Here is a 13,957-nt window from a genome sequence, read left to right as displayed (position 1 = left end):
TTTGCTTATGAATTTACAGCAGTTGGAATATGCATTGACTCTGGAAAAGCTTGGATCATTTACACGCGCAGCACAATCATTGAATATGACACAACCTGCATTAAGTCTCCAGATTAAAAACCTGGAAAATGAGATAGGGATATCATTGTTTGATCGGTCAAGAGCGCGGATAGAGCCAACAGAGCAAGGATTGAAATTTTTGCTCAAAGCTGGTGAAATTGTAAGAGCGAGCAAGCAGCTAAAAGAATACGCAATAACGCTAGGCAGTCAATTTGGAGGCGAACTGAAATTGGGAATCATCCCCACGCTATCTCCCTATCTGGTGCCATTGTTTTTGGACTCACTTCTGGATCAATATCCGGAATTGTCTCTTGAAATTCATGAGCTATTAACCGAAGATATTCTACACAAAATAAGACTGGGCGATTTGGATGGTGGCATCATATCTACGCCCATTTCCAGACAGGGTATTACAGTTAAACCCTTGTTTTATGAATCGTTTTACATGTACAACAACCTTGAGCAAATAGACCAAGCAAAGTCGCTGAAAGTCTCCAATCTGGATCTTAAAAACTTATGGTTATTGGAAGAGGGAAATTGCTTTCGGGATCAAGTGAGTGACATTTGTTCACTAAAAAATGTAAAGTCTAATTCACATATCTCCTACCACTGTAGCTCAATAGATTCACTACTTAGAATGGTGGACAACCAAGGAGGTTCTACAATATTACCTGAGTTGACCACACTGAGTCTTGATTCTGACCAGGAACAAAATCTAATTTTACTCGAAGACAAAGTGCGGGAGGTGGGTTTTGTCACACGAAAGCTTACCGGCAAGGAGCATCTTTTCGAAATCTTGACTAAAAAAATAAAGGCAAGTGTCCCGGCTCCAATGAGAGAAAAAAGTGGGAGGGAAGTAGTAGATCCTGGTATTCTGGAAGATTGGAAATAACTTAGAAAAGTGAGCCCGTTTTCGGTAAAGCTTGCCTCCTGAGATGTTTCAAATAAAGTTGAGCGCATGCATTAGCATCACTTAGCGCATCATGATGTGAAAGCGGAATTTTGTATTTCTTACTCAAATAAGCAAGCCCTCTACGAAAAATTAGTCTTGTACATCGAACCTCAAAATGAGGTTGAGCAATGTCATAGTAGGCGAGCGTATTTTGCAAACAATTAACATCAAAAGCAGCATTATGTGCCACCACGACCTGATCTTCGATTAAATGACGAAAATCAAACCAAACCTTCTCGAACAGCGGTTCGTCTATCGTGTCTTCAGGTTTGATTCCATGTACCTCAATGTTTTTGTAGAAATATTCATTTTTAGGAGGCTGCACCAGCCTATCTACTTTTTCAACTATTTCTCCATCTACCACTCTTACTAAACCGACCTGGCAGATGCTGGTCGGATTCCAGGTGGCTGTTTCAAAATCAAGTGCTGAAAACGATTCCAAGGGCATTACTTAAAATTAACTCAATAGTAACTTCTGTTGCTTATTTAACCCATTTTTCAATAAAAACTTGATTCATGGTATGGGTAGTTGATCCAAATCAGGACCTACTTCGTAGTTTATAAACGAATCATTGCATTTGAAATTGGCATTTTGAACCAATAAGCGTTTATATTTAGATAGCCACTATTATTCATGTTTCAGAGAATCATCATATTATTCCTTACAGTGTTTAGTATTGGGATAGAAGCCCTGGCTAATGGAGACAGTTGGGCAAAAATCCGTCGTGAAAAAAGAGGTGTGGTTGAGTTCTATTGGTATCCTAACAATATAGTCATTGACAATTCATTAGATATTATCGATGGAGTAGAGCATGATCTTGCCAGTGCATTTATTGACTATCTCAATAAGAAGCATGGGCTGAGCATCGAGATGCGTTGGATCGAAACCAACAGCTTCAGCAATGTGCTTCAGACTATAACAGACGGAAACGACGGCACATTTGGTTCTTCCTCAATTTCAATCACAGATGAAAGAAAGAAGTTCTTCAACTTCACTCCACCATATTTGGCTGATGTGGCAATCATGATTACCAATTCTAATCTTCCTATAGCTCTAACGGAAGAAGAGCTTAAAAAAATCTTGGATGGGAATACGGCAATTTCAATTACAAATACGACACTAGCGGAATCCTTAAGAAGATTGAAGTCTGATCTCAATATAGATTTTGAAATAGAATTTGTGAGAAATAGCGGAAATATTATTGACCGCATAGGCGAGCAATCTAATAGCTTTGGATATATAGATATTGCTAATTTTTTGGTGGCTATCGAAAGCAACACATTGGTGAGACGCCAGTTCTATTTCCCGGTGAAACTTGAAGGATTGGCCATGATCTATCCTCTTAAGAGTGACTGGTTAGAACCGGTTGAAGAGTATTTTAATAGCGATCAGTTTCAATCAGATAAGCGTAGTATCATTGAAAAATACCTAGGTGCTAATGCCACCGATATCATTGAGCGAATTTCTAAGTCTGCAGAAATAGGGCCGCTTGAAGAGATAGTAATTTCTAATCGTGAGAAAGAATCTCAATACGAGCAATTGCTAGAAGCAGCAGAACGCGATCAGAAATCCGAACGACTGACTATCATCCTGATCTCGATAATTATAGTGGCGTTGGTCATCTTATTTTTAATTATAGCCCTTTATCGGATTAAATCACAAAACACCGATAGACTGCTTGAGCAGCAACGACTTGTAGAAGAAACAAATAACCAGTTAAGAGCACTTAATGAAGAAAAAAATAACCTGATTCAAGTGCTTGCTCATGACCTTAGGTCACCTTTATCGAATATTTTGAACGGAGCTCAGATCATTGAGACGAATGAAAAACTGAGTGATCAGGGCAATACTTTACTTGGTTTTATACTACAATCATCAGACAAGATGCGCTCGCTGATTGACAAAATATTGGATGTTGATGCGATTGAGACCGGAAAACATAACATCAAACTGGAAAAGCTTGAGCTTGAAGGAGTGGTCGATCAAGTAGTGAAAGATAATAAGTCCAAGGCACTGGACAAGTCCATAACTGTTGCCAAAAATCTTGAGAATGGCCTGTATGTAAACGCAGATAAAATCTATATAGCGCAAATCCTGGATAATCTGATTTCGAATGCAATCAAGTATAGCAAGGAAAATTCTACAATAAAGATTTCAACCAACACGAAAGGTAGCCTGACACGAATTTCTGTTTCAGATCAAGGGCCTGGATTGACGGAGGAAGACAAAAAGAAAGTATTTCAAAAGTATCAGCGGTTAAGTGCTAAACCAACGCAAGGTGAAGAATCAATTGGACTTGGACTTTCAATTGTCAAACTATTTACTGAGCGGATGGGAGGAAAAGTATCTTACGATTCGCAATTAGGAGCAGGCACAACTTTCCACATAGACCTTCAGACCTAAAACTACTCGGTTATTTCGACCTGATCGCAGGTTCCAACAAAAGGGATGCCTGTGGTATAGAAGGCATATGTAATCAAACCTACATATACCTCGCTATCATATACAGGAGCTGTTCCTGGCAGGTTTCCAGTATCGTTATAGAGAGTCCAGTTGTCATTTTGATTACCAGAATTGGGCGTTTGCCAAAAAACGGAAATGGTTCGATCCTCATTGCCCACAATTCGAATATCAGCACGACCGTCTGGAACTGTATTCGCGCCTATATCATTAACAGAAGAAGACCCATTTAAGGTGTTTTTTCCTTCAATTGTAAATCCCGTGGATCCACGATGACCAACTACAACATGTGAAGAATTGGGAGAACTTAAATCAAGAACATGAACCTGAACTCCACAAAAATTGTAAGCATCATTTTGATGAGCCGGAGCTTCTTGGGAATTATTTATCGTCCCGATCCCGATATTTCTGGCAATAAATTCAAATGGAAAAGCAACACGTTTTGCATCTAAGCGTCCTTGTTGTTCATTAAAATGAAGCGTGACATTGTCAGTATTATCTACCAATTCAGCTCTATATCTGCCTGATACTTGCTCGACAGTAGGAAGTGAACTTGCATTATTGGTTGTGTAGTTTTCCAAATCACCTGAACCATCAAAAGAATCAATAGAAACTCCAGTTTCATCACCTCCATTATCCGGTAAGGGTTCTGTGTCTCCTGAGCATGAAAATATGAATAACAGGATTATCAAATAGCTGATTTTTTTCATTAGTTGTAGTTTAAATCAGGCGGATGTTTTGACAGGATTTTCAAACTGGATAAGGAAATCAATCAAATTGTCTTCTGTTTTCAATCCCAATTTTTTTCGCAATCTATATCTGGCTGTTTTTACGCTATCGGCAGCAATGCCAAGTATTTTTGAAGACTCCTTGAGGTTCATATTGAGTCGCAATAATGCACAAAGTTTAAGTTCCGCATTACTGATATCAGGAAATGTTTTTTTAAGATCCTTGAAGAAACCATCGTGCATTTGATCAAATGTGATTTGGAATGTTTTCCATTCCTCATCAGATCTGAAAGTATTATCCACAATTCTGTTGATTCTTGTGAGTTCCTTGTTTGTGGTTATATCAGAGTTCTTCTTTAGCTCATTTATTTGATCTTTCAATTCCTCCATCAACTGATTTTTTTGAAGAAAACTCATCGTGTAGGAAGCAATTTCCTTGTTTTTTGAAATTAGCTCCTCAGACATCTTATCAAGCTGCAGTTGAGCAATTAATTTATCTTTTTTCCTCTTTTGATAACTGTAGAAGATAAGGACCAAGGCTATGAGTATCACAGCGATGACTCCTGCTAAAAGCAAATTCCGAATGCCTCTATCAACAGCTTCTTGTCTTTCGAGCTCGGCTATCTGTTTTTCTTTTTTTACGGTTTCGTATTTAATGTTTAGTTCTTCTATTTGCTCGTTAATTTCAGCATTTCGTAATTCCTTGTCCAGAGCTACTTCTTTAGCAAAATACTCGAATGCTTGCTGATAGTCTTTCCTACGCACAAACAACTCTGCATAATACATATAGACCCACTGCTCAATGACTTTGAAGTCATATTCTTTTGCAATTTCTAGCGCTTTATCGAAGTATCTTTCATTGCCACTCAGTTGGCCTGACAGTGTCATGGCTCTTCCTAAGTTTGCACAAATAGTTGCATAGAGTCGGTTATCATCCCCCTCTTTCAAATATTCAAATCCGGAAATCAAATTGTTATATGCAATTGTTGCATCTTCTTGATTGACACCAGATTCCTTTTCTAGAAAGAGCAATGAAATGTTGTTGAAAGTTCTCGCCACACCAATCGAGTCTTGGAGCGATCTTTTGATCGCCATTACTCTTTGATAGCTAGAATATGCTGAGTCGGAATGGCCTGTCCTTCTGTGTGCGATGGCAAGATTATTTAATACCCTGGCCAAGTTAACAGAGTCACCTAACTCCCTAAGTATTTTTATGCTTGACCTATGATAGCTTTTGCTTCGCTCCGTTTGATTGAGGTCATCATATACGTTACCCACATTAATACGTATGAGAGCCATGCCATGAAGGTTTCCAAGTTTTTCGTAGTACGCTAAAGCTTCCAGGTAGTAATCAATTGATTCAGTATAATTGTCTCTTGCCCAATGAGTAATTCCAACAACATGATTTGCTTTGGCAGCTCCTAAATCTGAGCCAATTTGTTTAGCTAATTCCAATGCGAGTAAAGCCACTTGTTCAGCAAGTGCTGGGTCATTACTGTGGATTGCATAAGCCGAATCACAAAGCCAAAAAACAGTCCCCTCAGACCTGTCTTTAGACTTGAGTTTTTCTTTAATTTCTTCCAGTTGAGCAAAGGTGGCTATGGTGGAAAAATAAAAAACAATAAAAAGGATTTTCTTCATTATTATCTTTTGATAACAATATAATCAATAGGACTAAAACATTAATTACAACATCAATCTTCTTCGATAAGCTCAAGAATATCCATTATCTGCCCATAGTCTTTAAACCCTGGTCGTTCTTCCTTGGTGGCCTCAAGCTCTAAGCCTGGAAATTTGGTCAAATCTTTGGAGGTGGTAATATTGAATCCCTTCAGCAGCTTTAGATGGCCGTTGTAATAGCCAATCTTAGAATCAATTGCCTCAAACAACGCCGGATTATCAGTTTTTAAAAGTACGATCTTGACAAGCTCATCCAGATAACTTAAGGTAGACTTTAGCTGATTCAGTTCTTCTTCGGTATTAATACTCAAACGCACAATCAAAGGTTTTCCTAGAAGTCCGACTTTCTCAACTAAATCAAGGTTGTCAATCTCGATGTAATTGACAGGGTATTTCTTTACTGCTTCACGAATCTGCTCTTCTGTAGCATCATGAAATTCACCGACAAATTCCACTCCCGCTACCCAATTGGTAATCTCATTGAAATCAGATTCACTTACAAATGTGTCTGTGGTAGGGTCAATATTGAACCCGATTACATCTACCATCATACCTGCACAATATCGAGCATCTGATAAATTGGAAACATTACTAATTTTCACAAAAGTTGCGAGTCCCATGGAATTATGAATTTTGGTCGCAAAGAAAACCTTCTAAGCGAAACATTTTGAATTATTTTGCTGTTTTGCTCAAAAAACATTCAAATGGCAGTAGAACTTAAGACAGACGAAGATTTTAACCTTGCATTAAATCAAAATAGCAAAGTGATAGTAAAGTATTATGCGGACTGGTGCGGCAGTTGCCGCTTGTTTTCACCAAAGTTTAGACGACTGTCTGAAGATCAGCAGTTTTCAGATGTTTCTTTTTTAGATGTAAATGCAGAGAAAAGTCCGGAGGCCAGGAAATTAGCAGGTGTTACCAACCTACCATTCTTCGCTACCTTCAAGGATGGTGAACTTGTATCTGGCCAGCCTACAAGTAAAGAAGAAGCAGTAGTGGAAATGATAAAGTCCTTATAACTATGAAGATTCCCGTTATTAAACAGCTCATTGAGACATACTCAAAAGAAGAACTTATTAAAGCAGAAGCGGCAATAGCTGAGGAGCAAAAGCCTGAAATAACTATTCCTGGTGATGATGAAGGAGAACAACTAACACATGCATTTGCAGCTCTTCAAGTCATCCAAACGATGGAGGAAAATGGATCTGATTTTAAAACCGCGCTGAGAGAATACACTAGTCGAGTAAGAAATTCCATATCATAGACAACTAGACGACCATTGGTTTAAGAAATCCAATAGCTATAAGTTTTACGTAAATCAAGTATTTAGCTTTGATTTTTGATAAAGGGAGAACAACCTTTTCTTGTTTATGATCAACTTTAAATGATCTCATATTGTTATACAGCCTATGAAAAACGAAACATATTATAAATCTGAGGATTTAAAGAAGTTTGGTGATATCACCGAGTGGCAAAAAGAACTTGGTGATAAATTTTTTGACTACTACGGTAATGTGTTCAAGGACAGTGCATTAACTGCTCGTGAAAAATCACTCATTGCTCTTGCAGTATCACATGCAGTACACTGCCCATATTGTATTGACGCCTACACATCAGATTGTTTGAAGAAAGGTGTAGATGAGGAGCAGATGATGGAAGCTGTTCATGTAGCTGCGGCAATTAAAAGTGGGGCAGTCTTGGTTCATGGTGTTCAAATGATGAATCAAGTGAACGATAAATTGATGTAATGTTAAAATCACTACAGAGGCAAAAACATAGACTAGGTACTCCGGAGGGGCAGATTGAGGTACTTGATGATTATCAATCGATCAATATTCCATCATTCGAAAGCAAGCTAAATGAACTAAGTCAATTGCCGCTCAAGCCTACCAATATTGATATTTTTCAAATCAATGTAGGCAAGATGTGTAATCAGGTTTGTGCACATTGCCACGTAGATGCGGGTCCGGACCGGAAAGAGATTATGACACGGGAGACCATGCAGCAATGTCTCGATGCATTAGAGGGAACCGATATATCTACAGTTGACCTTACAGGAGGCGCACCTGAAATGAATCCTGATTTCAGGTGGTTTGTGGAAGAGTTGAGTAAGCTTGGAAAGCAAATTATCGTACGATGCAATCTTACCATCATTCTGGCAAACCCGAAATACAATGATTTGCCAGAGTTTTTCAAAAAGCACAAAATCAACGTTGTTTCCAGCCTTCCTTATTTCACAGCTAAAAGAACAGATGCACAAAGAGGTGATGGCGTATTTGAAAAGTCCATAAAAGCGCTGCAGATGCTCAATGAAGTAGGGTATGGACAAAAAGATTCCAACTTGAAGCTTGATTTAGTATATAATCCTGCAGGAGCCTTCCTTCCCGGTGATCAAGGAGCATTGGAAAGCCAATTCAAAAGCAAGCTTCTTGAGTATAACATTGTCTTCAATGATCTCTATGCAATCACTAACCTTCCAATAAGTCGGTTTTTAGAATATTTAGTGAAGACAGAGAAGTATGAAGACTATATGGAAGAGCTTGCCAATGCGTTTAATCCGGCAGCAGCGCTTGGAGTGATGTGTCGAAACACCATCAGTATTAGTTGGGATGGGAACCTGTATGATTGTGATTTCAATCAGATGCTGGAATTAAAGGTAAATGGACCTCAGCACATTAAAGACTTTGATGTTCAGGAGCTAGAAAAAAGGGAGATCATTTTGAGTCAACATTGCTACGGTTGTACTGCAGGAGCAGGATCAAGCTGCGGCGGAACAACTACCTAATAAGACAAAAAAGAAAGAATTATAGCTAAAATGGAAGCATACTTAGATACCACTAAAGACATTTACAGAAGAGCAGCAGAAACCCCAGATGTAGGATTATGCTGCACAACCACACCAATTTGGGCATTTCCGGGGTTAGATATTCCCAAGATCATGCAACAAATGAACTATGGCTGTGGCAGTACTGTACACCCGAGGGATTTGATCAACAACCCTAAGATCCTATATGTAGGAGTAGGTGGTGGCATGGAGTTGCTTCAGTTTTCCTACTTCAGCAGACAAAAGGAAGGTGTTATTGGTGTCGATGTGGTCGATGAAATGCTCGAAGCATGCGAAAACAACTTCAAAGAAGCTGAGTCAGCTAATGATTGGTTTAAATCTGATTTTGTAAGCTTACGCAAAGGAGACGCACTAAACTTGCCTGTAGAAGATGAGTCAATTGATGTTGCTGCACAAAACTGTTTGTTTAACATCTTTCATGAAGAAGACCTAAAAACAGCACTCAAGGAGACGTATCGAGTGTTGAAGCCTAACGGACGTTTAGTCCTTTCTGACCCCATTAGTGAGGATATGATGCCGGAAAACCTTAAGAATGATCCCGAACTGAGAGGCCTTTGCCTGAGTGGGGCATTGCCTTTGAAAGACTATATCAAAATGATCACCGATGTAGGGTTTGGGACTGTGGAAATCAGGGCAAAACGTCCATATAGAATTCTAGATACCAAGCACTACGACACAAATCAACCGATTCATATTGAAAGTGTGGAGGTTTGCGCTATTAAGGACCCAATGCCAGCAGACGGACCATGTGTGTTTACGGGCAAGACTGCAATCTATACAGGAGATCAGGAGTACTATGACGATCATGCAGGCCATGTTTTGATGTACAATCAACCACTTTCTGTATGTGATAAGACCGCAGGAAACCTACAAACTATTGAAAATGAAGATGTATATGTTAGTGAGAGTACATTCTTCTACGACGGAGGTGGCTGCTGCTAAATTGTCGAAAAGTCGATTAATAAATTAGGATTATGATCATGTTGTCAATCCATCATTTTACTAATTAACTAATCACTAATTAACTAAATCACTACCTTTGCATCTTGATGTATAAACCGTGGCTGTGAACCCGGCGAAATACGAAATAAATGAGTAAAAAAGGAAGAATTTTAGTCGCCATGAGCGGCGGCATTGATAGCTCACTCGCTGCAGTGATGCTACACGAAGAAGGATATGAGGTAATAGGAATGACCATGAAAACATGGGACTATCAAACCTCGGGAGGAAGTTCAAAAGAAACCGGCTGTTGTAGTCTGGATTCTATCAACGACGCAAGAAACATTGCGGTGAACTTGGGATTCCCACATTTCATCATAGATATCAGAGAAGAGTTTGGTGATGCTGTCATCGACTATTTTACCGATGAATACATGGCAGGGCGCACACCGAATCCATGTGTGATGTGCAATACTCACATTAAATGGGATGCATTACTCCGTCGAGCTGATAAACTAGATTGTGAGTTTATTGCTACTGGTCACTACGCGAAGATTCGCCAGGAGAATGATCGATTTGTTGTTTCAAGAGGTGCAGATGGTTATAAAGATCAGTCCTACGCCTTATGGGGCATCTCGCAGGAAAGCTTAAGTCGAACTAAATACCCATTGGGGCACCTTAAGAAGTCAGAGATATATGACATGGCACGTGAGCGGGAATTCTACGAATTAGTGACTAAGTCAGAATCTTATGAAATCTGCTTTGTTCCAGATAATGACTATAGAGGGTTTTTGAAAAGGAGAGTAGAGGGCATAGAAGAACAAGTGGCAGGTGGTGAATTTGTCTTGGAATCGGGTGAAATTGTCGGGAAGCATGAAGGCTATCCTTTCTATACAGTTGGTCAACGAAAAGGTCTAGGTGTAGCTTTAGGTTATCCTGTTTATGTTACTGAAATACAGAAAGATACGAATAGAGTTATACTTGGTACATTCGATGAATTAAGTCGAGATGGCATGTATGTAAGGCAGCTCAACATGCAGAAGTATGCTTCCATAGAAGGAGAACGAAAAGATACAATTACAAAGGTGCGTTACAATGACAAAGGCAATCCTGCCGTTATTGAACAAGTCGGAGAAACAATGAAAGTCTATTTCGGCAATGGCGTAAGCGCAATAGCTCCGGGCCAGGCAGCAGTGTTTTATGAAGGAGACGATGTGATTGGCGGTGGATGGATTACTTCGAGCTTTCATCAGAATAGAGAAAATTGAGATCAATCACAGATAGTTTAAGTTCATTAAAATGGATATTGAGAAGCTTTTTCGCGCTTTTGATATCTGTGATTATTACATCTTGCAACGAATCTAAAGATTTAGGGCCTGACGCACTCGGGTATGAGTTTTACCCGCTAATAGTAGGTCAATATCGAGTTTATGATGTAGAGGAGATCCGATATCTAGTGAGTGGTTTTGATACTACAACCTATCAGCTAAAGGAAACCATTTTCGACTCAATTCAATCCATTGACCAAACCTCTTATTTGCTTAGGCGTGATATCAGAGTAAATGCAATGAGCAACTGGGAAAGTGATTCAGTTTGGATCGTTACGCGAACATCTAGTTATCTATCCATCACCGAAAACAACATTCCTTTTATCAAATTGACCTTTCCTGTAACAGAAGGCAGAGAATGGGATGGAAACAGTTTAAACAGTAGGAGCGAGCTTACTTACTACTATCAATCTGCTGCAGATCCGATAATTGATTCTATTGGTTCGGAAAATCATATAAGACTGATAATTGAGGATATTGAAGAAAATGTGACCGGTGTAGATTTGCGCAGTGAGGTCTATGTAGAAGGAGTGGGGTTGGTAGAAAAGGATTACTTAACACAAAAGAAGTGTACTTCAAGCGATTGCGGAGCAGATTTTGGTGAGGTAATTGGAGGACGATCGCTCAAGCAGACATTAATTGAAACAGGAAATGAGGAATAGTCTTTTGATCGTATGTTTATTGCTGTTTAGTTTCAAATCACTTTCTCAGGGTGAAGATGAGATAAGTAAAGTCAATAGATATTTCATTTATTTCGCTGACAAAGCGGGAGATAACTATCCATATTCTATCTCAAATCCGCAAGAATTTCTTACACAAAGGTCCATAGATCGCAGAGCCAAGCAAAACATAGGTATAGACGATTCAGACTTACCTGTTAATCCAAGCTATACACAAGGACTTAGAGATTATGGAGTCGGGGTTTACTTCACTTCCAGATGGCTGAACGGAGCACTTGTCAATATTGATACAACACTATTAGATGAAGTAGAGTCACTTGATTTTGTGGATAGCATCGCTTGGATCGCAGATACTACTCGCCTTAGCAATGATAAAACTCCATTTGAATCGCCCACCGAATTTCTGGACCCACCATCAGTAAGCGGTGATTCGGACATTCAGTTGATGATGTTGGCAGCTGATCAGATGCATGCTGAAGATATCAAAGGGCAAGGAATGATCATTGCTGTGCTGGATAATGGTTTCACAGGCGTGGATAAATACGTACCCTTTCAACATTTATGGGAAAACAATCAGATTATTGCCACTAAAGATTTTGTTCAGAATTCGGGCAATGTATTCCAGTTTGGAAGTCATGGCACTTCGGTTTTCTCAATTATAGCTTCAGATTTTGAGTCTGAGGATGGTCACTTGATTGGTATTGCTCCTGAGGCAAATTATATCTTGTGCATTACAGAAGATAATCAAGCTGAAAACACCCTGGAAGAATACAACTGGCTTCTTGGCGCTGAATTCGCCGATAGTTTAGGAGCAGATGTAATCAATGGGTCCTTAGGCTATCGACTGTTTGATATAAGTAGTCATAACTACACGTTTGAAGACATGGATGGTGAAACCACCATTGTATCAAGAGCAGCAAAGTGGGCAGCTGACAAAGGAATGATTGTAACGATAAGTGCCGGGAATGAAGGAAACAAGAGCTGGAGGCGAATTACTCCACCAGCAGATGCAAAAGGTGTTCTTACAGTGGGGAGTGCAAATCCGGATTTCTCTTATTCTTCATTCAGTTCCGTTGGCAATACTGCAGATGGTAGAATTAAACCTGATGTAGCAGCATTTGGAGCGGCAACAACTGTGATGAGAGGAGATGGTACGATTTCCAGAGGCAGCGGAACAAGCTTTGCTTCACCATTGATCGCAGGATTTGCTGCATGCATATGGCAACTAAATCCTGAACGAACAGTGAATGAAGTTATCACAGCGATAAAGACCTCAGCTCACCAAGCTGGCAAACCAGATTCATTATTAGGAAATGGAGTTCCGAACTATACGTTCGCTAAAGATGTAAGGGCGCTTAATGTAAATGATATCCTGAATGATAAAGTGACTTTTTATCCCAATCCTTTTAATGGTGATACACTGTTCCTAATTACAGATGGAAAGTTTAGAGAAGGAATGAGCATTCGTATCATGGACCCAAAAGGAAGTTTGATCTTTCAACGCGAATTCAGGAAGAGTGAAATCAAGGAAAAAATGGAATTGACGATTGATGGTAGCCAACAAGGAGTTTATTTCTTATTCTTGCAAATAGGAAATAATCAGAAAGTCGTCAAACTTGTAAACTTCTAATGTCAAAGAAACTAATCGCCCCTTCATTTCTTGCAGCCGACTTTGGCAATATTCAGCAAGAAGTAGAAATGCTCAATCAAAGCGAAGCAGATTACATCCACATTGATATCATGGATGGCGTCTTCGTTCCCAATATTTCTTTTGGCTTTCCGGTTTGTAAGGCTATTCATAAGCATGCGAAAAAGCCGATGGATTATCACCTAATGATCGAACATGCCGATCCATATCTCGAAGATTGCATGAAGGCCGGAGCTGAGATAATCACAGTACACCAGGAAGCTTGCAGACATTTGCATCGCACGGTTACAGAAATTAGAAGACTAGGAGCTAAGGCCGGAGTAGTTATTAATCCTCATACGCCTGTAAGCTCATTAGAAGAAATCCTTCCTTATGTAGATCTGGTTTTGTTAATGTCAGTAAATCCGGGGTTTGGAGGGCAAAAGTTTATAGAAACCACTTTTGATAAAACGAGAAAGCTTAAGAAAATGGTGGATCAGATTAACCCGGAGATCATTATTGAAATTGACGGAGGAGTAAATGATCAGAATGCTGGCGAACTTTTTAATGCCGGAGCGGATATGCTTGTGGCCGGAAGTTTCGTTTTTAAATCAGATGATCCAGCCCAAACCATCGCAAATCTCAAAAAATCCTAAT

The 13,957-nt window shown here is 39.4% G+C and carries 15 protein-coding genes; 11 read left to right on the top strand and 4 right to left on the bottom strand.

All coding sequences use genetic code 11. The features are described 5' to 3' along the window. Positions 1 to 7: 7 nt before the first annotated feature. Complete coding sequence (locus ACL8WY_RS01120) at positions 8 to 952, top strand: LysR substrate-binding domain-containing protein (RefSeq protein ID WP_436516427.1); 945 nt, start codon at positions 8 to 10, stop codon at positions 950 to 952. Position 953: 1 nt separating this feature from the next. Here ACL8WY_RS01120 and ACL8WY_RS01115 read toward each other — a convergent pair whose 3' ends face one another. Continuing rightward, positions 954 to 1,460, bottom strand: coding sequence for an exonuclease domain-containing protein (locus tag ACL8WY_RS01115; protein ID WP_436516426.1), 507 nt, complete (start codon positions 1,458 to 1,460; stop codon positions 954 to 956). Between the two features lie 186 nt (positions 1,461 to 1,646). On the opposite strand from ACL8WY_RS01115, the gene ACL8WY_RS01110 reads away from it, so the two are divergent. Then, on the top strand, positions 1,647 to 3,416 hold the full coding sequence (locus ACL8WY_RS01110) for an ATP-binding protein (protein WP_436516425.1): 1,770 nt from the start codon (positions 1,647 to 1,649) through the stop codon (positions 3,414 to 3,416). 2 nt (positions 3,417 to 3,418) lie between these two features. Here ACL8WY_RS01110 and ACL8WY_RS01105 read toward each other — a convergent pair whose 3' ends face one another. Genes ACL8WY_RS01105 through ACL8WY_RS01095 form a run of 3 tightly spaced genes read right to left on the bottom strand, consistent with a single transcriptional unit; the run spans position 3,419 to position 6,501 of the window. Then, entirely contained in the window at positions 3,419 to 4,183 is a 765-nt protein-coding gene (locus ACL8WY_RS01105) for a hypothetical protein (protein WP_436516424.1), read from the bottom strand. A gap of 15 nt (positions 4,184 to 4,198) precedes the next feature. Next, positions 4,199 to 5,842, bottom strand: coding sequence for a tetratricopeptide repeat protein (locus ACL8WY_RS01100; RefSeq protein WP_436516423.1), 1,644 nt, complete (start codon positions 5,840 to 5,842; stop codon positions 4,199 to 4,201). Positions 5,843 to 5,895: 53 nt separating this feature from the next. Next, positions 5,896 to 6,501: an N-(5'-phosphoribosyl)anthranilate isomerase gene (locus ACL8WY_RS01095; protein ID WP_436516422.1), complete on the bottom strand. Its 606-nt coding sequence runs from the start codon at positions 6,499 to 6,501 to the stop codon at positions 5,896 to 5,898. A gap of 84 nt (positions 6,502 to 6,585) precedes the next feature. Between ACL8WY_RS01095 and ACL8WY_RS01090 the strand changes: the two genes are divergently transcribed. From ACL8WY_RS01090 to rpe, 9 genes are all read left to right on the top strand, one after another. Beyond that, positions 6,586 to 6,900, top strand: coding sequence for a thioredoxin family protein (locus tag ACL8WY_RS01090; RefSeq protein WP_436516421.1), 315 nt, complete (start codon positions 6,586 to 6,588; stop codon positions 6,898 to 6,900). A 2-nt stretch (positions 6,901 to 6,902) separates the two neighbouring features. Continuing rightward, positions 6,903 to 7,145 carry a DUF6952 family protein gene (locus tag ACL8WY_RS01085; RefSeq protein WP_436516420.1) on the top strand — a complete coding sequence of 81 codons (243 nt, stop codon included), beginning with the start codon at positions 6,903 to 6,905 and terminating at the stop codon, positions 7,143 to 7,145. A 145-nt stretch (positions 7,146 to 7,290) separates the two neighbouring features. Continuing rightward, complete coding sequence (locus ACL8WY_RS01080) at positions 7,291 to 7,629, top strand: arsenosugar biosynthesis-associated peroxidase-like protein (RefSeq protein ID WP_436516419.1); 339 nt, start codon at positions 7,291 to 7,293, stop codon at positions 7,627 to 7,629. Then, complete coding sequence (gene arsS, locus ACL8WY_RS01075) at positions 7,629 to 8,666, top strand: arsenosugar biosynthesis radical SAM (seleno)protein ArsS (protein ID WP_436516418.1); 1,038 nt, start codon at positions 7,629 to 7,631, stop codon at positions 8,664 to 8,666. The genes ACL8WY_RS01080 and arsS overlap by 1 nt, the downstream gene beginning before the upstream one ends. A 30-nt stretch (positions 8,667 to 8,696) precedes the next feature. Continuing rightward, a complete protein-coding gene (gene arsM, locus ACL8WY_RS01070) occupies positions 8,697 to 9,668 on the top strand; it encodes an arsenosugar biosynthesis arsenite methyltransferase ArsM (protein WP_436516416.1) in 972 nt (323 codons plus the stop codon). Between the two features lie 149 nt (positions 9,669 to 9,817). Then, a complete protein-coding gene (gene mnmA / locus ACL8WY_RS01065; RefSeq protein WP_436516415.1) occupies positions 9,818 to 10,933 on the top strand; it encodes a tRNA 2-thiouridine(34) synthase MnmA in 1,116 nt (371 codons plus the stop codon). Continuing rightward, on the top strand, positions 10,930 to 11,655 hold the full coding sequence (locus ACL8WY_RS01060; RefSeq protein WP_436516414.1) for a hypothetical protein: 726 nt from the start codon (positions 10,930 to 10,932) through the stop codon (positions 11,653 to 11,655). Before mnmA ends, ACL8WY_RS01060 begins: the two co-directional genes overlap by 4 nt. Continuing rightward, positions 11,645 to 13,303, top strand: a complete 1,659-nt coding sequence (locus tag ACL8WY_RS01055; RefSeq protein ID WP_436516412.1) for a S8 family serine peptidase — start codon at positions 11,645 to 11,647, stop codon at positions 13,301 to 13,303. The genes ACL8WY_RS01060 and ACL8WY_RS01055 overlap by 11 nt, the downstream gene beginning before the upstream one ends. Next, the gene (gene rpe, locus ACL8WY_RS01050) at positions 13,303 to 13,956 is read left to right on the top strand and encodes a ribulose-phosphate 3-epimerase (RefSeq protein WP_436516411.1); all 654 of its coding nucleotides are present in this window, start codon (positions 13,303 to 13,305) and stop codon (positions 13,954 to 13,956) included. The genes ACL8WY_RS01055 and rpe overlap by 1 nt, the downstream gene beginning before the upstream one ends. Position 13,957: the final 1 nt, after the last annotated feature.

The sequence above is a fragment of the Ekhidna algicida genome, from assembly GCF_051379705.1.
Classification (GTDB): domain Bacteria; phylum Bacteroidota; class Bacteroidia; order Cytophagales; family Cyclobacteriaceae; genus Ekhidna.
Note: the sequence above shows the minus strand (reverse complement) of the source record. Positions and strands in the feature narration are given on the sequence as shown.

What these genes read in the sequence shown, in the direction of transcription:
- ACL8WY_RS01120 (WP_436516427.1), top strand. Translation starts at nt 8, where the DNA reads ATGAATTTACAGCAGTTGGAATATGCATTGACTCTGGAAAAGCTTGGA.
- ACL8WY_RS01115 (WP_436516426.1), bottom strand. Translation starts at nt 1,460, where the DNA reads ATGCCCTTGGAATCGTTTTCAGCACTTGATTTTGAAACAGCCACCTGG.
- ACL8WY_RS01110 (WP_436516425.1), top strand. Translation starts at nt 1,647, where the DNA reads ATGTTTCAGAGAATCATCATATTATTCCTTACAGTGTTTAGTATTGGG.
- ACL8WY_RS01105 (WP_436516424.1), bottom strand. Translation starts at nt 4,183, where the DNA reads ATGAAAAAAATCAGCTATTTGATAATCCTGTTATTCATATTTTCATGC.
- ACL8WY_RS01100 (WP_436516423.1), bottom strand. Translation starts at nt 5,842, where the DNA reads ATGAAGAAAATCCTTTTTATTGTTTTTTATTTTTCCACCATAGCCACC.
- ACL8WY_RS01095 (WP_436516422.1), bottom strand. Translation starts at nt 6,501, where the DNA reads ATGGGACTCGCAACTTTTGTGAAAATTAGTAATGTTTCCAATTTATCA.
- ACL8WY_RS01090 (WP_436516421.1), top strand. Translation starts at nt 6,586, where the DNA reads ATGGCAGTAGAACTTAAGACAGACGAAGATTTTAACCTTGCATTAAAT.
- ACL8WY_RS01085 (WP_436516420.1), top strand. Translation starts at nt 6,903, where the DNA reads ATGAAGATTCCCGTTATTAAACAGCTCATTGAGACATACTCAAAAGAA.
- ACL8WY_RS01080 (WP_436516419.1), top strand. Translation starts at nt 7,291, where the DNA reads ATGAAAAACGAAACATATTATAAATCTGAGGATTTAAAGAAGTTTGGT.
- arsS (WP_436516418.1), top strand. Translation starts at nt 7,629, where the DNA reads ATGTTAAAATCACTACAGAGGCAAAAACATAGACTAGGTACTCCGGAG.
- arsM (WP_436516416.1), top strand. Translation starts at nt 8,697, where the DNA reads ATGGAAGCATACTTAGATACCACTAAAGACATTTACAGAAGAGCAGCA.
- mnmA (WP_436516415.1), top strand. Translation starts at nt 9,818, where the DNA reads ATGAGTAAAAAAGGAAGAATTTTAGTCGCCATGAGCGGCGGCATTGAT.
- ACL8WY_RS01055 (WP_436516412.1), top strand. Translation starts at nt 11,645, where the DNA reads ATGAGGAATAGTCTTTTGATCGTATGTTTATTGCTGTTTAGTTTCAAA.
- rpe (WP_436516411.1), top strand. Translation starts at nt 13,303, where the DNA reads ATGTCAAAGAAACTAATCGCCCCTTCATTTCTTGCAGCCGACTTTGGC.